Source organism: Lysinibacillus sp. RU7 (genome assembly GCF_057837305.1).
Genome location: NZ_JBYQFK010000009.1, coordinates 15273 through 33536, shown reverse-complemented (window position 1 = coordinate 33536; position 18264 = coordinate 15273). Strand labels below are relative to the sequence as shown.

The window sequence follows — 18264 nt, the reverse complement described above, 5'->3', positions numbered from 1 at the left end:
ATAAAAAATAGAAAGAAAAATCAGTTATTTAGAACTGGAGTATAGCGTGTTTGTTCGTGTTTTTCAACTATTATTTAAGAATAGATTTTAAGTAATAAATAGCGTATTAAAATAAGGTGATAGCCTAAATGATTCATTTCTTTAGGGGGAAATAGGAGAGAAGTTTAAGCATGTTAATTTCCCTTGAGCATTATTGGAAATAATTTCACTTTATTATAGAAACCTTTTGATAATATGCCCGTATATAAAGTAACAACAACGAACGGAGAGGGTATTATGGCGAAGTGGAAAAAGGTAGCGGCTGTCACAACGGCCTCGGCAATGACGATTCAATTAGCAGCATGTGGTGCGGAGGAAGCATCGATTGAAGAAACGAGCGAAATTACATATACGCCAAGTGAAGTCATTGAGCATACAGGAAATTATGAAGATGTGACAACAGAAGAGATACTGGATGGAGATGTTACGGGGATCGAAAATTCCGAATACTTTGATGCATGTGCAGATTGGGCAGAGCAAGAGGACGGCTCGTATGTGTGTGAAGATGAGTATTCGACATATCATGGACAGCATTTTTTTGACGGACTCATGTATGCCACGATTGGTGCAATGGTCGCAAGCTCTTACTATAAGTCGAAAAATAAATTAAATGGTACGAAGCGAGAAGAGCAGTCAGGTGGCGGTGGTGGCTACGTTAGTGGCGGTTCCTCGAGTAGTAGCTCCAAAGGAACAAGTGGTGCTACAAGTACATCAAGCGGGGCAACGAACGCTAATACTTCTACAAGTTCATCGGGCACTTCTACTAGTACAACAGAGCAAAATAAAGCAGGGACAACGAAACCATCCAATGGCGCAACCAATTACAGTAGCGGAAAATCAGGCTTTAGCTCAGGTGGGACGTCGCGCGGCGGTTCCTCTTCATCGTAAGGAGTGTAAACATGGAGAAAGATTATACGAAACGGGCAGCTTTTTACGCACCTTACAACGAAACATTTTTTGCCGATTTTGCTGATTTGGAATATGCACTGTATGATGTGATGGTGCTTGCAAAAGAGAAAATCGACGAAATTCATTTTGCCTCACAAATGCTGTGGGGTATTTTTTGTAAAGTGGCACAGCAGCTCCCGCATTTATCGAAGGAACAGCTACTTGCACTAGGCATTCGCGAGGAGATGCTCCCGTATATTTCATTGAACTATTTACAACAGATGGCGGTGCTTGCGCGGTTTGATTTTATTTGCACGGAAGACGGGCGCATTAAGTGCATTGAATTAAATGGCGATACCCCATTTTTAGTGCAGGAAACATTTGAAATGAATGAAAAGCTTTGTGCTGAGTTTGAGGTAGCAAATCCAAATAATACACAGCAGTTTATAAAAGGGATGGCTCAAGCGTTATTTCATGCCATGCATTATTTGCATAAAACAGGTACGCCGAAAGTAGTTATTACTGGGAAAGAAGCGGATGATGATTTCGAGGAATACTGCCAAGTGAAAGCAATACAGCGCCTGCTTCCATTTGAGGTAGAGTATGTGCCAATTAAGGAGCTCATTATTTTGACAGCAGGTCCGCAACGAGGATTGTATACACCAGCGATGGAGAAAATTGATGTATTATATCGCCCAGCGCACCCAATTGAGTTTTTGATGGACGATGTTGCAGAAGATGGCGATCGCATCGGCCTGCAGTTACTTGATTTAGTACGTGACCGAGAGCTAGCGATCATTAATGCACCGTCTGCTTATTTGTTACAAACGAAAATTTTATTGTGGCTCATTTGGGATCGCCGCAATGACGATTTGCTGTTTACGAAGCATGAGCAAGGGGCGATTAAGCGCTATATGCTCCCGACATTTTTGACAGATCAGCCGTTTAAACAGGCGGGGCGTGCTTTCGTGAAGAAGCCTGTATTTTCGAGGGAAGGCAATACCGTTGAAATTTTTGGCGCAGATGGTGAGGTCACGATGGCATCGCCAAACCGCCATTATACGGATAATTTGTATTTGTACCAGGAATTTGTGAACATGCCTGCAATCGATATTCGTTTGCGAGACGGTATGCACGAGAAAAAATGGCTGATTGGTTCATTTATAGCAGGTGGACAAGCATGTGGTCTTGCTTGTCGAGTCGGCAATGACATTACAGAATGGGACTCACATTGGTTAGCGGTTGGATATAAGGGATAATCTCACTCATTGGGGTGAGATTTTTTGTGTGTTTATAGATTTTCGCGGGTAAACCTCGGAAATTCGCGGGTAAACTCCAAAAATTCGCGGGTAAAAAGAATGTGTCAAAAATGTGAACGCCTTATTCAGGAATAAGGTGTTATCGCACGATAAAATGAAACCGCTATTATTCTGTACTATAACACGGTTTTTCTCACTTAAGGGAGATGTTTCTAAATGGCATTTAGAACCGTGAAAACGGCGTTGTCACAAATAGTTCAATGAAAGCGTTTTGATTTTGAACACATTGTGAAAAGGTGAACAAAGTGCTTTTCTTTTTTAAAAATCGGAGTAGAATGTGAAGTAGGTAAAAGATGTTATATAACAATTTGTAAAAGTCATGAGAGATTTGAAAAGTGTTATAGTACAAAATTTGGACATAAAAGGAGCGCTTAAACATGTGGGTAATTACAGTATTTGAGCAAGACACATTCCGAATTTTTGAGTATACAAGTAAAGGCGAAGCAACAGCAGCATTGAAAGAGTTTCATACAAACGCGATTCTGTCCTATACAAAGTAATTGTTTCTATATAAATCAGTCTGTGGAATTTTAAAACAAAAGGAGAGCTTAAACATGTGGGTAGTAACAGTATTTAATAATCAAAATGACATTCGTATTTTCGAATACACGAACAAAGGTGAAGCAACAAAAGCATTACAAGGTTTCAAACACGCCGTTTTATCTTACACAAACTAGTCAATCACGTTTCTATATAAAGTGCCAATGGAATTTTAAAACAAAAGGAGATTTTAAACATGTGGGTAGTAACAGTATTTAATAATCAAAACGATATTCGTATTTTCGAATACACGAACAAAAACGAGGCAACAAAAGCATTACAAACTTTCAAGAAAAACGCCGTTCTTTCATATACAAACTAATCAATGAACCCGTAGCATTTGCTACGGGTTTTTTCTTTTTAATTTGAATTGTTTGAGAATAACTTGTGTAATATAATTTTCTATTGAAGGGGGATTTTTACATGAAGAAAGGTTATATAGTGTTTGTAGTAAGTGTCTTAATGCTAGCTATAACATATTTATTTACTACAACAGCAAGTGCTCAAACATTTAAAGATGTATCTTCTGAAAAAGAGTATTATGAAGCAGTTGAATTGTTAGTGGAAATAGGTGCAATTTCGAAAAATAATGGGAATTTCAACCCAAATGGTGTTGTCACAAGAGGCCAAGCAGCAAAAATGATAGCCATCTCATTTGGTTTGGATATTGAAAATGTCCACGATCCAAAATTTAGCGATGTCCCGAAAAGTAATGGCTTTTATCCGTATGTAGCAGCGCTAGCTAATAAAGGCATTATTGGTGGCTACAGCAATGGTTCATTTGGCGTAAATGATAAATTAACACGTAGTCAAATGGCAAAAATTTTAGCAAAGGCATTAGGGGTTCCACTTACTTCAGGTGGCGAAAAATATTTTAAGGATTTAACAGAACGCACAGAAATATATGATTATGTAGATACATTAGCGTTTTATCATATTGTGAATACATCGCAGGATCAATTCCGCCCAAGCGCACACTTAACTCGTGCTCAATTAGCGCTATTTATCCAACGTTCATTAGAAATAATGCCTGTGATTGCAACAGAAGTACGTGTTCCAGTAGCGGATGTTTTTGGTGCTTCTAAGGATGGAGTTTACATTTTAAATCCTGAAGTTGTTCATGTTGCTTTAAATGTGAAATCTAATGAGCTAATCCTTCAACCAGAGACGGAAGGACAAACAGCTATATACGTTGAAGATGTGACGAATCAATTTTTACTTATAGACGTTGTTGAAAAAGATGGTGAGCTTCAAGTAAAAACGAAAACGTCATCCACATTACCGGTACCATATAAGAACTTAATTCCGCATGATTTTGAATCAAGAGATGATTTCCTTATTCGCCATTACTTTATTGGTGATATCGGCTCGCAGGAAGAAAAAGATAGTGAAGATCCAACGATGGGTGAAGATGAATATTATCCAAATGTAACGTTCACAATCGATAATCCAAAGGAGAAGTATTTATTTACACTTCGAAGTATGGAAGATGTATATGAACAATACATTATGACAGCTGAAGAAGTAGAATTGGCACTTGTGACGAAAGCACATGAATTAGTCGAAGAGCCTACTGTTAGTTTGCTATATGATATGTCACAAGTAGACAGCGTAGAGGTAATTGAAGGGGATGAAAGTGCTTTTGATGTTCGATTTACATCAGAACATATTAATATTGATCTTAAAGCAGAAGGTTACTTTGCGCTAACTGTAAAACTAAAAGACGGCTCATATTCTCCATATATTCATGTATTTGATGTCGCAGAATATGAGGGGAAATTAGGATTAATATTTGAATCATTTACAGAGTAAATCATAATGAATCTGTAAGTAACTTTCGTTCATAGCGAACTTCCCTGTAGCACATGCGCTACGGGGGTTTCTTTTTATGAACTTGTATTGTAATAGAGCAAAATGAGGGATTATCCGGGCAAAAGCAGTCCCCATCCCCATCCGAGCAAAAGCCAACATGTAACCGCTCACAAAAACCTAGCCACACGAATATTTCTAAATACTAAACAATTAATTTTGGAAAATACAGAATTTTTGATATAATGATGATGATGCTTTGTCATGTTGAACATGAGAAGGCATTTTAGCATATGAAGGGGATACATGTGCTAAAACGATTAAACTCATTCAGAGGGGAGATTGAGAGATGGTACAACAATATCGTGCAACAACGATGGCAACAAAGGGGATGGTGACAACGCCGCATTATTTAGCATCACAGGCGGCACTTGCAGTATTACATAAAGGGGGCAATGCGATTGAGGCGGCTATTGCAGCGGCTTCTACCATTGCCGTTGTGTATCCGCATATGAATGGCATAGGTGGCGATAATTTTTGGCTCATTTATAATGCGAAAACAAAAGAAGTAAAGGCACTAAATAGTAGTGGGCGTGCAGGGGAAAAGGCAACGATTGAATTTTATAAAGAACAGGGCTATGAAAAAATTCCTGCGCGGGGGCCACTTGCAGCGAATACAGTTCCGGGGGCAGTTGCGGGCTGGGGAGAAGCATATCAGTATTCGACAGCTGAAATGAATGGTACATTCCCGTGGGCAGGATTACTCGAGCAAGCGATTGACTATGCGAAAGAGGGCTTTCCGATTACAGAAAGCCAAGTGTACTGGTCGCATGTAAATTTAGATGCGAATGATAAAGAGTTTCGTGCATTGCAGCGTTTTGACGAATTTGCACGTATTTTCTTAAAAGACGGCAAACCGTATGAGACGGGAGAAGTGTTCAAACAAGCAGATTTAGGTGACACACTTGCTTATATCGCAGAACATGGCGCACAAGCCTTTTATGAAGGGGAACTGGCAGAAAAGATCGTGACGGGCTTACAGGAAACAGGTGGCATCCTAACACTAGAAGATTTTAAGACACATAGTAGTGATTGGGTAGAGCCTCTTTCTGTCGATTACCGTGGTTATAAGGCATATAATTTACCACCGAATACACAAGGGATGGCGAGCTTATCAATCCTTAATATTTTAAATAACTTTGATGTAGCTGCCATAGAAGAAGGCTCAGCACACTATTATCACTTGCTTGTTGAAGCGATTAAATATGCGTTTATCGACCGCGATGCGCATTTAACGGATCCGACATTTTCTTCTATCCCGTTAGATAAGCTGTTAAGTAAGGAGCACGGAGAAGCACTAGCACAGCAAATTAAAGAAAAGCTATATGCAAAACCACTACAACCACTTGATGCTAAAGGGGATACGGTTTGGTTTGGCGTTGTCGATGAAGAAGGCAATGCGGTATCGTTTATCCAAAGTATTTACCATGAATTTGGTGCAGGCATTATTCCAAAAGGCACGGGTGTCATGTTGCAAAATCGAGGAAGCTATTTCTCGTTAGATGCACAACATACGAATGCACTGGCACCACATAAGCGTACGTTCCATACGCTGAATCCGGCTATGTTATTACAAAATGATAAACCGGCGCTTGTGTACGGAACGATGGGCGGTGAAGGGCAACCACAAACACAAGCAGCACTCGTGACGCGCATTATCGACTATGGTATGTCGGTTCAAGTAGCGATCGAAGCGCCGCGTTGGTTATATGGAAGAACATGGGGAGCGTCGTCGAATACGTTAAAGCTAGAAAGCCGTATTAGCGAGGAAGTGCAACTAGCCCTCATTGAGAAAGGGCATGACGTTGAGGTACTGGAAGACTTCACAGACATTATGGGGCATGCAGGTGCGATTTGGATTGACCAAGAGACGAATGTGAAATTTGGAGGGGCTGATCCTCGAGGAGACGGAGCGGCAATTGGTTATTAAGAGGTGAAATAGTTGAAAAAACAACTAGATATTTTTATAGCATTTTTTAGGTCCGGCATTTTAGGGTTTGGCGGTGGACCGTCAACGATCCCGCTTGTGCATAAGGAAGTTGTGGGCACTTATCAATGGATGAACGATGATGAGTTTGCTGACGTGCTATCAATCGGTAATACGCTGCCAGGGCCCATCGCTACAAAAATGGCTGGTTATATTGGATACCGTGTAGGCGGCTGGCTTGGGATGATTACAGCGCTTATAGCAACGATTTTACCGACAGTAATTCTATTAATTCTTTTTTTAACTGTACTAAAAGGATATAAAAATCTGAGCTTTATAGAAGGTATGACGAAAGGTGTCGTGCCGATTGTTGGGGTTATGATGGCTGTGCTGACATGGGATTTCTTAAAAAAGTCAAAAACAGCGCTTGGTTGGAAGGTAGGGCTTATCATCCTCATTGCGGCATTTATTACAATGATGCTACTTAATGTGCATCCCGGTATTGTCATCGGGGTACTACTCGTATTGGCATTAGCATTGCCGATTAAAAAGGAGGAAGAAGAATGATTTATATACACATCTTTTTAGCATTCTTCATTCCTGGGATTGTAGGCTATGGAGGCGGTCCTGCATCCATTCCATTAATTGAGCATGAAGTGGTTGAAAATTATGAATGGATGACAACAGCGGAATTTAGTGATACGTTAGCGATTGCCAATGCGCTGCCAGGGCCTATTGCGACAAAGCTAGCGGGTTATATTGGCTATGAGCAGGCGGGCATTTTAGGTGCAGTCATTGCGCTCTTTGCAACGGTTGGGCCATCACTGATTTTAATGCTCGTACTACTTAGTCTACTTTACCGTAACCGAAATTCACCGCGAGTCAAACGATTGTCGAGCTTTGTCTTGCCCGCCATTGCCATTTTAATGGCGGATTTAACATTTGATTTTTTTTCTACTTCTATTGCAGGGATTAGCTGGATTCCAACGATTCTCATCGCAGTTATTAGTTATTTGGCGTTAGAAAAATTTAAAGTCCATCCCGCAATGGTGATTGTAGTCGGGCTTTTAATAGGCGGATTCTTTTTATAAATAGCTGTTTGGTAAGGTTTGCTTACCAAACAGCTTTTTTATATGTAAGTATTTTCCTTAAATATGCGATAATAAGAGTATCATTTTAATAGGTTGGAGTGACAGCATGGACATACAATTAGAAGCTGTATTTGAGGATGGCAAGATGATACTTCCAGCTTGTCAGATTGAAGGGCAAGTAACAGGGATTTATACAGACGTACAAAAGATGCAATTAATCATGAAGCAGTTACAAACAAAAGGCTATGTACATTATGCAACAGATGGTGAGTACAAAAGGTTAAGAGTAGAGGAAGCGTTTCGTTTTTATATGGGCATGGCGGAGTGTAAGAAACCGATGGATGAAATGCTATCACTTTTTGGATTTACGAAACAGCGGAAAACAAAGGTCAAAGATTTAACGTTCGGTGAGCAAAAGCGGCTTACTTTTGTAAGAGCTTATTTATATGCAGAAAACGTATTAGTCATTGAAGAACCGTTTTATCGAATGGATGAACATTCGCGGGAAATGATTGCGCAATTGATTCAGCAGTTGGTCGAGCAAGGGAAGCAGATTATTTTACTCGCTAATAATATAGAAGAACTGCTTATTTCGACTTCTAATATCATTCGAATCGATCAATCCGGTTGTCACAAAATGGACTTTACGGAAGAGCCGCATACGCCTTCCACTGAAGAGCCGATCATTAAAATTGAAAAGATTCAAACGAAGAAAAACGATAAAACGATTTTATTTAACCCACCGGAAATCGATTATATTGAGAGTGTGGACGGGGAAATATTGGTGAATGTTGCGGGTACGAGTTATAGTTGTTCGCTTACATTGCAAGAACTTGAAAAACGTCTAAAGGCATACGGCTTTTATCGCTGCCATCGTTCATATATCGTGAATTTGCAGAAGGTACGGGAAATTATTACATGGACGAAAAATAGCTACAGTTTAAAGTTACATGTCGGTGAAGGGATTGTTGTACCGTTGTCGCGTAGTAAATTGTCAGAATTAAAAGAATTAATCGGTATTGCGTGATATTTCCTGGGGAATAATGGCGGCTTCTTGGTCGACAAAAAGCTACAGTTCACCGCTAAATAGCTACATTTTAACGGGAAATGAAGGCGATATTTCTTCAATTCTATTAAATTAAAGGTAACAAAACGAATTGAAGGAGGTCGCCAACATGACGACAACAACAATTGAAGTGAAAAATGTCCAAAAGACATTTGGTACTTTTACAGCTTTACAAGATGTTTCATTTACCATTCAAAAAGGAGAGATTTTTGGTTTTCTTGGCCCCAGTGGCTCGGGAAAAACAACAATGATTAAAATCCTTACGGCTCAATTGGAACAAACGGCGGGTGAGGCCCATGTTTTAGGATTGCCAGCTCATCAGATGAAGAAAAGCGAGAATAAAGCACGTTTCGGTATTCTGACAGACAATAGTGGGCTGTATAAAAGGCTGACAGTGGAAGAAAATTTAGTCCTATTTAGTGAGATGTATAACCTTCCAAGGTCAGCAGTGAATGAGGCACTTGCTTTTGTAAACTTAACAGAGGCCCGAAAGAAAAAAGTGACTGAGTTATCGAAAGGGATGATGCAACGTGTCACTTTGGCAAGGGCGATCATGCATAAACCAGATTTATTGTTTTTAGATGAGCCCACATCCGCACTTGATCCGGTAAATACAGCGCATATTTATAAAGGGCTACGTAAATTAAATGAAATGGGTACGACTATCTTTTTAACAACGCATGATATGGCAGAAGCAGAAACATTATGTGACCGTGTAGCCTTTCTGCATAAAGGAAAAATTCAAGCAATAGGGGCACCGTCACAATTGAAGCATCAATATAGCGATCATTCGATGACGGTACAGTTAGTAACGGGGGAAGAACATGTTTTACCATTAGCTGATCGCACGGCTGCAACGAATATAACACAGTGGATGAGCACAGGTGCCATTGCGCGTATTTATACAAATGAACCGACATTAGGCGATATTTTCATGCAATTAACGGGGAGTGATTTACAATGAATATGTCAATGAAACGAATTCAAGCAATCTTTATGAAAGATTATCGAGAGTTTTCAAGAAACTATGCTATTTCAACAATGGTGTTAGTGCCACTGTTCTTAGCCTTTTTCTACAGTAAGAGCGGGGTTAATACGATGCAAATGTATTTCTTACCGATCAATATAACACTTGCGATGGTAACGGCATTTATTCAATGCTGTTTAATTGCAGAAGAAAAAGAAAGCAATACACTTCGTAGCTTAATGATGTCTCCGGCAAGTGTTGCTGATATTTTAATTGGAAAAAGTGCAGTAGTCTTTAGTATTTCAGCTGTTATTTTAGCGTTAAGCATTTATTTAGTGGGCTATGAGCCAGCCAATATCGTCATGCTCGTATTGGCATTAGCTGTATCCATTGTGTTTTACATTGCGCTTGGTACAATTTGTGGTTTATATACAAAAACGGTAATGGAGGCTTCGTTGGCAGTTATGCCTGTAATAATTGTGTTCTCAATGGGGCCATTAGCACTAGGTTTAACAGAAAAATACCCAGCATTAGCAGTTGCTGAATGGTTACCGAGTGCGCAGCTCATTGTGCTAGCCGATGCACTCGAAGTAGCGGCGCCAGTAAAGGAGATAATTATCCCATTTGTCGTCATGATTGTTTGGACGATTGTAGCGCTAGTTGTAACAAGTGTCCTCTATAAAAAACGGATGACAGACGATTAATCGAGCAAGCTTGAGGCGTATGTGGAGACATCTACGCGTTTCAAGCTCTTTTTGCTAATTCATGTAGAAAATATGCCGAAAAGGGAGGGGTTCGTGTACAGTTAACAATATACATAAATGGAGGGGATTTAAGTTATGGTTTATTTATCGATGATTTTCTTCCAAATCGTAGCGCCGATATTAATCTTACTCATTGTAGGGGCGATGTTGCAGCGGAAGTTTGAGTTTAATTTAAAAGCGTTGTCGCATTTAATTACGTATTGTTTTATGCCGGCTGCTGTTTTTATCAATATTTATGAAACACAAATTGGGATGGCAGTAGTGGGGCAGTTAACGCTATTTATTGTGTTATTTATCGGTAGTCAGATGATTTTAAGTCATTATTTAGCGAAGGTGATGAGGCTTAACCGGCAAGAATCGGCTGTTTTTAAAAATAGTGTCGTACTCATTAACTCGGGAAACTACGGGATTCCGGTAGCACAAATGATTTTTGTGACGCAACCAATCGGCGTAGCCATTCAAGTCATTCTCGTTATTTTTCAAAATATGACGACGTATACATATGGGCTCTATAATTTAATTTCTGCAACGAAATCCGGACTGGAAATTGTCCGGGACTTTTTAAAAATGCCTATCATCCATGCGCTTTGGATAGGGGGCTTACTAAATTATTTAGATGTCCCCATTCCGCAAACGTTTCGAATTCCACTTGATTATGTAGTTGGCGGCTTTGTGGCTATGGCACTCATTACGCTAGGTGCTCAGTTATCACAAATTGAGATGAAGACGATGTTTAACAAAACGATTTTTATTAGCTGCTTTACCCGCTTAATTGTAGGACCAGCTGTGGCACTTGGTATCATTTACTTGCTAGGGATTGACGGCGTTGTTGCGCAATCATTGTTTATTGCGAGCGCCTTTCCTACATCGCGTAACAGCTCCAGTCTGGCATTAGAATATGATATTGAGTCTGCAACAGCAGCACAAACCGTGTTATTTTCGACGATTATTAGTTGTTTGACAGTAACCGTTGTTATTTATATGTCGAATATTTTATTCGTGTAAAAGTAGCATAAAAAAATAGCCTTACCCTAAATTTTAGGGGAGGCTTTTTATTTTTTAATAGATGCTCTTAGTTCTACTACACGGTCTAGTGGTGTTTTCGTTGATTCGCTAATGATATGTACATCAACATCTTCTTCCAGTAAAGCGAGTATAATGCTTTTTTTAGCCTCGACTAAAGAAAGGGCTGATTTACGTAATATGTCTTCTGCTTTTTCCGCTGTAAGCTTTGTTTCGATTATATCCTTTTGGGCTTTTTCCAGTTGTTCAGGTGTGAATAATCGGTGTTGGTCGTTCATCTATACAGCCTCCTTTACCATATTATACCTCATAAAGTATGTGGAAGAAATAAAAAACCGCCATGCTCAATGCATGACGGTTCCATAGGATATTAAGAGAAATAGATACTTTTGGCGCCTTTGTAAGCGATATTGAGCATGTAGAGACTGACGCCAAAAGTAATATTTAAGAGTTTGCGCTCATAAAGAACGTAAACAATACATTAAGCGTTCGTTACTGTAGATTGCACATATGGATTTGACAGGTCCATCCCATCTAAAGATAAGCCCATCGCTTTTGCGACACCTTCACCGTAAGCTGGGTCAGCTAAGTAGCAGTGTAAGATGTGACGACGTTTGATGAACTCTTCCACTGGTGCCATTTCAGCAGCCGTTGTTTCGAATAGACGTTGTTGCTGTTCCGCACTCATTAAACGGAATAGCTTACCTGGTTGTTCAAAGTAGTTGTTATCATCTTCACGGAAGTCGTAAATGTCAGCTGCACCATCTAACGTAAGCGCTGGGTCTTTATATTGTGGTTGCGCTTGTAAAGCACCGTAGCTGTTTGGATAGTAAGTTAATGCACTGCCGTTGTTTCCATCAGCACGACCTGCACCATCGCGGTGGTAAATCATGAATGGACACTTCGGTGTGTTCACTGGAATTTGGTGATGGTTTACACCTAAACGGTAACGAGTTGCATCTTGATAGGCAAATAGACGCGCTTGTAACATACGGTCTGGCGAGAATGAAATACCAGGCACGACGTTAGATGGAGCAAATGCCGCTTGCTCAACGTCTGCGAAGTAGTTTTCTGGGTTACGGTTTAATTCAAATTCGCCTACTGGAATTAATGGGAACTCTGATTTATACCAAACTTTCGTTAAGTCGAATGGATTGTCTTTACGGTTACGCGCTTGCTCTTCCGTCATGACTTGGATGTACATTTTCCATTTCGGGAAGTCGCCTTTTTCGATTGCTTCGAATAGGTCGCGTTGTGAAGATTCACGGTCTTTCCCGATGACTTCAGCAGCCTCTGCCCCTGTTAAGTTTTTGATGCCTTGTTCTGTGCGGAAGTGGAATTTTACGTATACGCGTTCACCCGCTTCGTTAATCATGGAGTATGTGTGAGAACCAAAACCGTGCATTTGACGGTAGTTCGCTGGGATACCACGGTCCGACATAACGATTGTTACTTGGTGTAATGCTTCTGGTAATGAAGTCCAGAAATCCCAGTTTGAGTTTGCGTTATGCATATTGGTTTTAGGATCACGCTTCACGACGTGGTTTAAGTCTGGGAAGTGTAATGGATCACGGAAGAAGAATACAGGTGTGTTGTTACCAACCATATCCCAGTTTCCTTCTTCCGTGTAAAATTTTAACGCAAAGCCGCGGATATCACGTTCTGCATCAGCCGCACCACGCTCACCTGCTACAGTGGAGAAACGTGCGAACATGTCTGTTTTCTTCCCAACTTCAGAGAAGATTTTTGCTTTTGTATATTTCGTAATGTCATGCGTGACTGTGAATGTACCAAATGCACCTGAACCTTTTGCGTGCATACGGCGTTCTGGGATCACTTCACGGTTAAAATTAGCTAATTTTTCAATTAGGAAAACGTCTTGCAATAAAATCGGACCACGGCGGCCGGCTGTTTGTACATCATCATGGCTAACTACAGGAGCCCCAGTGATCGTTGTTAAAGGACGATTATTTAAGTTTGTCATTTATAGTACCTCCTAAAAATGAATTTAAAAAACGCTTCTTTAATTACTATAGCAAATACAAATCATAATTTCTACTAAATTATAATAATTATTATTAAGAAATTTTTATTGTGAAAGATAACTGAGTTTTATGCATAAAAATAAAGGGCTTGTCATATAGAAGTTGGACGAGAAACAAAGGGATTCATTCATATGTGAGCTGAAATGATAAGCATGATTACAATAGAGTGAGTACATAAGGAAAGGTTTTCACTATCTCTGTGTTGAAAATAGGGTGTTCTAATTGAAAATAGTAGTAATAAAATGGAAGGTGTTAAGCGGTAATTTAGAGTGAAAGAAGAGACCTTTACCATATTTTCGTATACAATGACAGATGATGATATGTAGAAAGGGTATGTAGCTGTGCAATTAACATTTACATTTATTATTTTAGCCGTAACGATTGTGTTGTTTATGACAAATCGAATACGTGGTGATCTTGTGGCTTTAATGGCATTACTCGCATTTGTCATTTTAGGCATTTTAACACCTGCTGAAGCGTTAGCTGGTTTTTCGAACTCCGTTGTCATTATGATTGCCGGGCTCTTTGTAGTAGGTGCTGGGATTTTACGTACGGGCCTTGCGGGTATGGCAGGAAATTTGCTGCTGAAATGGTCAGGGGATAGCGAGCTAAAGTTATTTGTTTTACTACTCGTCATTGTGGCATCAGTGGGTGCGTTTATGAGTAATACGGGGACGGTCGCTTTAATGCTACCGATTGTTGTCAGTATCGCGATGAGCATTAAAGTAAGTCCATCGAAGTTTTTAATGCCATTATCGTATATTGCGAGTATGTCAGGGTTGATGACATTAATCGCATCGCCACCGAACTTAATCGTCAGTCAAATTTTACAGGATAATGGATATGCCAAACTTGGCTTCTTTACGATTACACCGATTGGGATTATTGCCACGATAACGGTGATTGTGTATTTAGTCATTGTACGTAATAAATTATTGCCAAATGAGCAAAATCGTTCACAATCGGATGCAGGGTACAAGCTGTCACCGAAAAAAATTGTAAAGGATTATGCATTACATGATAAGATGTTTCGCGTTGTTGTACCGGCTGCATCTCCCATAATCGGACAAGCACTTGCTGACTTAAAGTTGCCAGCAAAATATCATATTTATGTAATGAAAATTCAGCGTCGTGCATCGGAAGGAATCAATCTGCTTGCGATGACGTATCAAGAAATGGCGGGTCCAACAAGTATCGTTCATGAAAATGATGTGTTATATGTACAAGGGGTGGCACCGGATGTTGAAAGTTTTGTGCTGGAAAATGATTTACAGCTCGAAATAGTAGCGGATGATGAGATGCAACAATTAATTTCCAAGCAGATTGGGGTAGCGGAAGTATTATTAACACCAACTTCTCGGTTAATTGGTGAAACCGTAAGTAAAATCGGCTTTCGCGAGAAATATAATTTAAATATTTTAGGAATTAACCGAAAAGGTGCGTATTTATTGCAAGATATGGCACAGCAAAGGCTTCGTTTCGGAGATGCCATCTTAGTGCAAGGGGCATGGGAGGAAATTGACTTGCTTTCACGTGAAACGCAAGATGTTGTCGTTGTCGGGCAAACACGTGAACAAGCAGGACTCGCAGCAGCAAATGGTAAGGCGTGGATTGCCGGTTTAATTATGCTTTTTATTGTAGGACTGATGGTGTTTGAAGTATTTGATGCCGTCATTGCTGTACTAATTGGCGCTGTATTAATGATTGCCACGGGTTGTATTCGGAATATGGATGATGCGTATGGCAAGATGAATTTTGAAAGCATTGTGCTTGTTGCGTCGATGCTTCCGATGGCAACGGCGCTTGAAAAAACAGGTGGTATGACGATTTTATCGAATACGATTATTGATGTACTGGGTGATTTCGGCCCGTATGGTGTGTTGATAGGCATTTACGTGCTAACGGTTGTATTCGGACAATTTGTGAGTAACACGGCAACGGCTGTCCTATTTGCACCGATCGCTATGACCGCAGCTACTACGATGAATGCTAATCCATATACATTTATGATTGCTGTTGCCGCAGCTGCTGGTATGGCATTTGCTACACCGATTGCGTCACCAACCAATTCACTGGTCATGACAGCGGGCGGCTATAAGTTTATCGATTTTGTAAAAGTCGGTGTACCGCTACAAGTGATTATGTTTATTGTGATGATGATTGTTGTCCCGATCTTATTCCCGTTTTAAATTGAAAGCAGCTTGTCATAGGCAAGCTGCTTTTAAATTTGAAAAAATAATATATAGCTCATTTGGTAAGTGATGAGCATGGAGATAACCGTCGTAAGAGCGGGATACATATAGAACAGGTCATATTTGATTTTTAGTACACGGCGTTTGGGGTGCATTGTTTGCAACACTTTTCCGACGATAATGACGATAGTAATAGCTAAGCTAATAAGGCTCAGGATGGCAAGACCGATTTTATGGCTGAATTGACTTACTGTATGCAATAGTGTAGGTGGATCTAATAGTAGGTGAGTGCTTGGTGTGGTAGGAAAGGTAGGGGCTAATAAGGAATGGAAGTTAATAGAGAAGCTACCGATTATCATGGCGATAAGGGACTGTGTAAATAACATCGCAATACCAAGGAGTGCTCCTAATAGTAGACCAAACAAGACTAGCTGGAAGGCCCGTTTTTTCATAGAGATTGAGTTCATTGTATACACCACATCCTTTTTTCTATTGTATGCAGTAGGGAGACAGTGCAACAATCATATGGGTTTAGAAAAAGTATTGTAACTGTTAATCTCAAGATAAGGTAATATATGTATATTGGAGTGTGTTGATTGTAAAAAAATATATTTAATTAGGAGGTGACCCCATTGAATAATAAACAAATACAAGTAAACGATATCACTTTAAATTGGTATGAAGCGGGTGAGGGTGAAATCGTGCTATTACTTCACGGTAACAGTCAGAGTAGTTTAATATTTAAAGAGATACTTCAACAACTTTCCAATCAGTTTCGTGTTTATGCTATTGATAGTCGTGGACATGGCTTAAGTAGCAAAGGTGATATCCCGTATACAATTAAACAATATGCTGAGGACATCCTTGCATTTTGTCTTGTTAAAAAATTAGAAAGAATACGTGTGATTGGTTATAGCGATGGCGCTAACATTGCATTCTATTTAAATCATATAGCTCCTGATTTAATTGTTAAAATAATAAGCATTTCTGGGAACTATAAGGTCAATGGAATAAAAAAATGGTTTCGTTTCTGTGTCATTATATTATCAATCCTCACAAGGACATTAGCTTTTTTTAATAAGAAAATAAAATGTTATTATTGGAAATTAAATTTAATGAGGCAAGATATAGGGTTATCGGTGAATGATTTCTATCATATGTCACAACCTATTTTAATATTAGTAGCAGAGAATGATTTAATTTATCACGAACATACAATAAAAATTCATAAAAGTTTAGTAAAATCCAAAATGGTTATAATTAATAGTAGTAATCATTTTAACATTTTAGGAAGAAAACAAGTGTATTTACTCATGGAGAGTTTTTTAAATGAGGGTGAATCAGTATTATAGAGTTTGAATGATCGATATGTACAAAATGCACGCTTTTTTTAGTAATCAAAAACTCTGCCAAACATTTGGCAGAGTCGAGGGTTAATGGATATCGCGTTTTTTGAACCTGCCGCCGCGAACCTCAGCTACATCTGAGACAACGATAAAGGCGCTCGGGTCAATTTCTTTAATAATTTCGAGCATTTTTGTTTCTTCCATACGGTTAATGACACAGTTTAACATATCCGTTTCTTCATTAGAAAAACCACCACGACCTGTTGTATACGTTACACTACGACCGAGACGATGTTGCACAATTTCTCCGATCTCTACGGATTTTTTACTAATCACCAGTACCGATTTTGATTTTTCGAGACCGACTTGTACAATGTCGATCACCGTTTTTGCAATATAGTACGTTAAGGCAGAGTATAATGCGCTTTCTAAATCATAAATAAACACAGCCACTGCAAAAATGAATACATTAATGACTAAAATGATATCACCGACAGAAAACGGAATTTTACGTGAGACAAGTACAGCCAATACTTCTGAGCCGTCTAATGCACCACCGTTACGTAGTACAATACCAATACCAACCCCAAGTAAAATACCACCAGAAGCGACAACTAATAATGGGTCCTCTGCAGATAAAATCGGGTCAATATGGTGCATGACAATTGTACCTGCTGAAAGGGCAGCAATCCCAATGATACTCATTATAGCGAATGTACGCCCGATTTGTTTATAACCGATATACACAAATGGGATGTTCAAGATGAATAAGAATACCCCTAGTGGAAGCTCAGAGATTTTTGCCCCCATAATGCTGACACCGGTAACACCGCCATCAATAACGCTATTAGGAATTAACACCGCTTCAAGTCCGTAAGCGGTAATCGCTGCACCGATAACAATCATAATAATCTTTCGTATATTTTGTTTTATTTTACTATTCAAATAGAATTCCTCCTCCTACAATATCTTAATAATTATACATGAAACGAAATGATAGATAAAAATGATTGTCTCTGAACAATACCTTTAAGTGACGATATTTATAAATCTTTAGTTAATTAATATACGGGTAAATGTATAAATAGTTTCGTAGATAATTAAAAAGATTTATTTGAATAGTGTTAAGGTGCATAAACATTCGGAAATGTTGAGGTGAAAACTTGTTCAAAAAAGTAGGGTATTCTA

At 39.3% G+C, this 18264-nt stretch carries 19 protein-coding genes; 15 read left to right on the top strand and 4 right to left on the bottom strand.

Going from position 1 to position 18264, the window contains the following annotated elements; all coding sequences use genetic code 11:
* Nucleotides 1–276: 276 nt before the first annotated feature.
* The 13 genes from AC3II9_RS08385 to AC3II9_RS08325 all read left to right on the top strand — a co-directional run bounded on the left by AC3II9_RS08385 (nt 277) and on the right by AC3II9_RS08325 (nt 11475).
* The gene (locus AC3II9_RS08385; protein ID WP_489154763.1) at nt 277–927 is read left to right on the top strand and encodes a hypothetical protein; all 651 of its coding nucleotides are present in this window, start codon (nt 277–279) and stop codon (nt 925–927) included.
* 11 nt (nt 928–938) lie between these two features.
* Nucleotides 939–2186, top strand: a complete 1248-nt coding sequence (locus AC3II9_RS08380; protein WP_489154761.1) for a glutathionylspermidine synthase family protein — start codon at nt 939–941, stop codon at nt 2184–2186.
* A gap of 437 nt (nt 2187–2623) precedes the next feature.
* Nucleotides 2624–2746 carry a hypothetical protein gene (locus AC3II9_RS08375; RefSeq protein ID WP_489154759.1) on the top strand — a complete coding sequence of 41 codons (123 nt, stop codon included), beginning with the start codon at nt 2624–2626 and terminating at the stop codon, nt 2744–2746.
* Nucleotides 2747–2800: 54 nt separating this feature from the next.
* The gene (locus tag AC3II9_RS08370) at nt 2801–2923 is read left to right on the top strand and encodes a hypothetical protein (protein WP_391372929.1); all 123 of its coding nucleotides are present in this window, start codon (nt 2801–2803) and stop codon (nt 2921–2923) included.
* Between the two features lie 59 nt (nt 2924–2982).
* Nucleotides 2983–3108, top strand: a complete 126-nt coding sequence (locus AC3II9_RS08365) for a hypothetical protein (RefSeq protein WP_391372932.1) — start codon at nt 2983–2985, stop codon at nt 3106–3108.
* Nucleotides 3109–3209: 101 nt separating this feature from the next.
* Nucleotides 3210–4598 carry an S-layer homology domain-containing protein gene (locus AC3II9_RS08360; protein ID WP_489154757.1) on the top strand — a complete coding sequence of 463 codons (1389 nt, stop codon included), beginning with the start codon at nt 3210–3212 and terminating at the stop codon, nt 4596–4598.
* Between the two features lie 346 nt (nt 4599–4944).
* Complete coding sequence (ggt, locus tag AC3II9_RS08355; RefSeq protein ID WP_489154755.1) at nt 4945–6585, top strand: gamma-glutamyltransferase; 1641 nt, start codon at nt 4945–4947, stop codon at nt 6583–6585.
* Between the two features lie 12 nt (nt 6586–6597).
* Nucleotides 6598–7149, top strand: coding sequence for a chromate transporter (locus AC3II9_RS08350; protein ID WP_489154753.1), 552 nt, complete (start codon nt 6598–6600; stop codon nt 7147–7149).
* A complete protein-coding gene (locus AC3II9_RS08345) occupies nt 7146–7673 on the top strand; it encodes a chromate transporter (RefSeq protein ID WP_489154751.1) in 528 nt (175 codons plus the stop codon). The genes AC3II9_RS08350 and AC3II9_RS08345 overlap by 4 nt, the downstream gene beginning before the upstream one ends.
* A gap of 106 nt (nt 7674–7779) precedes the next feature.
* The gene (locus AC3II9_RS08340) at nt 7780–8700 is read left to right on the top strand and encodes a LytTR family transcriptional regulator DNA-binding domain-containing protein (RefSeq protein WP_489154750.1); all 921 of its coding nucleotides are present in this window, start codon (nt 7780–7782) and stop codon (nt 8698–8700) included.
* 148 nt (nt 8701–8848) lie between these two features.
* On the top strand, nt 8849–9703 hold the full coding sequence (locus tag AC3II9_RS08335) for an ABC transporter ATP-binding protein (protein ID WP_489154748.1): 855 nt from the start codon (nt 8849–8851) through the stop codon (nt 9701–9703).
* Nucleotides 9700–10410, top strand: a complete 711-nt coding sequence (locus AC3II9_RS08330) for an ABC transporter permease (RefSeq protein WP_489154747.1) — start codon at nt 9700–9702, stop codon at nt 10408–10410. The genes AC3II9_RS08335 and AC3II9_RS08330 overlap by 4 nt, the downstream gene beginning before the upstream one ends.
* Nucleotides 10411–10545: 135 nt before the next feature.
* A complete protein-coding gene (locus AC3II9_RS08325; RefSeq protein WP_489154745.1) occupies nt 10546–11475 on the top strand; it encodes an AEC family transporter in 930 nt (309 codons plus the stop codon).
* A gap of 47 nt (nt 11476–11522) precedes the next feature.
* Here AC3II9_RS08325 and AC3II9_RS08320 read toward each other — a convergent pair whose 3' ends face one another.
* Nucleotides 11523–11771, bottom strand: coding sequence for a hypothetical protein (locus AC3II9_RS08320; protein WP_489154744.1), 249 nt, complete (start codon nt 11769–11771; stop codon nt 11523–11525).
* Nucleotides 11772–11974: 203 nt separating this feature from the next.
* Nucleotides 11975–13477, bottom strand: a complete 1503-nt coding sequence (locus AC3II9_RS08315) for a catalase (protein ID WP_489154742.1) — start codon at nt 13475–13477, stop codon at nt 11975–11977.
* Between the two features lie 402 nt (nt 13478–13879).
* Here AC3II9_RS08315 and AC3II9_RS08310 point away from each other — a divergent pair, with 402 nt between their 5' ends.
* Nucleotides 13880–15727, top strand: coding sequence for an SLC13 family permease (locus tag AC3II9_RS08310; RefSeq protein WP_489154741.1), 1848 nt, complete (start codon nt 13880–13882; stop codon nt 15725–15727).
* Nucleotides 15728–15759: 32 nt separating this feature from the next.
* Here AC3II9_RS08310 and AC3II9_RS08305 read toward each other — a convergent pair whose 3' ends face one another.
* Nucleotides 15760–16197: a hypothetical protein gene (locus tag AC3II9_RS08305; RefSeq protein ID WP_489154739.1), complete on the bottom strand. Its 438-nt coding sequence runs from the start codon at nt 16195–16197 to the stop codon at nt 15760–15762.
* A gap of 165 nt (nt 16198–16362) precedes the next feature.
* Here AC3II9_RS08305 and AC3II9_RS08300 point away from each other — a divergent pair, with 165 nt between their 5' ends.
* Nucleotides 16363–17082, top strand: coding sequence for an alpha/beta fold hydrolase (locus AC3II9_RS08300; RefSeq protein ID WP_489154737.1), 720 nt, complete (start codon nt 16363–16365; stop codon nt 17080–17082).
* An 81-nt stretch (nt 17083–17163) separates the two neighbouring features.
* Here the strand turns inward: AC3II9_RS08300 and AC3II9_RS08295 are convergent, their stop codons facing one another.
* A complete protein-coding gene (locus tag AC3II9_RS08295) occupies nt 17164–17982 on the bottom strand; it encodes a YitT family protein (RefSeq protein ID WP_489154912.1) in 819 nt (272 codons plus the stop codon).
* Between the last annotated feature and the right edge of the window lie 282 nt (nt 17983–18264).

Coding starts and splice junctions, on each gene's coding strand:
- AC3II9_RS08385 (WP_489154763.1), top strand. CDS start 277: ATGGCGAAGTGGAAAAAGGTAGCGGCTGTCACAACGGCCTCGGCAATG.
- AC3II9_RS08380 (WP_489154761.1), top strand. CDS start 939: ATGGAGAAAGATTATACGAAACGGGCAGCTTTTTACGCACCTTACAAC.
- AC3II9_RS08375 (WP_489154759.1), top strand. CDS start 2,624: ATGTGGGTAATTACAGTATTTGAGCAAGACACATTCCGAATTTTTGAG.
- AC3II9_RS08370 (WP_391372929.1), top strand. CDS start 2,801: ATGTGGGTAGTAACAGTATTTAATAATCAAAATGACATTCGTATTTTC.
- AC3II9_RS08365 (WP_391372932.1), top strand. CDS start 2,983: ATGTGGGTAGTAACAGTATTTAATAATCAAAACGATATTCGTATTTTC.
- AC3II9_RS08360 (WP_489154757.1), top strand. CDS start 3,210: ATGAAGAAAGGTTATATAGTGTTTGTAGTAAGTGTCTTAATGCTAGCT.
- ggt (WP_489154755.1), top strand. CDS start 4,945: ATGGTACAACAATATCGTGCAACAACGATGGCAACAAAGGGGATGGTG.
- AC3II9_RS08345 (WP_489154751.1), top strand. CDS start 7,146: ATGATTTATATACACATCTTTTTAGCATTCTTCATTCCTGGGATTGTA.
- AC3II9_RS08340 (WP_489154750.1), top strand. CDS start 7,780: ATGGACATACAATTAGAAGCTGTATTTGAGGATGGCAAGATGATACTT.
- AC3II9_RS08335 (WP_489154748.1), top strand. CDS start 8,849: ATGACGACAACAACAATTGAAGTGAAAAATGTCCAAAAGACATTTGGT.
- AC3II9_RS08330 (WP_489154747.1), top strand. CDS start 9,700: ATGAATATGTCAATGAAACGAATTCAAGCAATCTTTATGAAAGATTAT.
- AC3II9_RS08325 (WP_489154745.1), top strand. CDS start 10,546: ATGGTTTATTTATCGATGATTTTCTTCCAAATCGTAGCGCCGATATTA.
- AC3II9_RS08320 (WP_489154744.1), bottom strand. CDS start 11,771: ATGAACGACCAACACCGATTATTCACACCTGAACAACTGGAAAAAGCC.
- AC3II9_RS08315 (WP_489154742.1), bottom strand. CDS start 13,477: ATGACAAACTTAAATAATCGTCCTTTAACAACGATCACTGGGGCTCCT.
- AC3II9_RS08305 (WP_489154739.1), bottom strand. CDS start 16,197: ATGAACTCAATCTCTATGAAAAAACGGGCCTTCCAGCTAGTCTTGTTT.
- AC3II9_RS08295 (WP_489154912.1), bottom strand. CDS start 17,982: ATGATTGTTATCGGTGCAGCGATTACCGCTTACGGACTTGAAGCGGTG.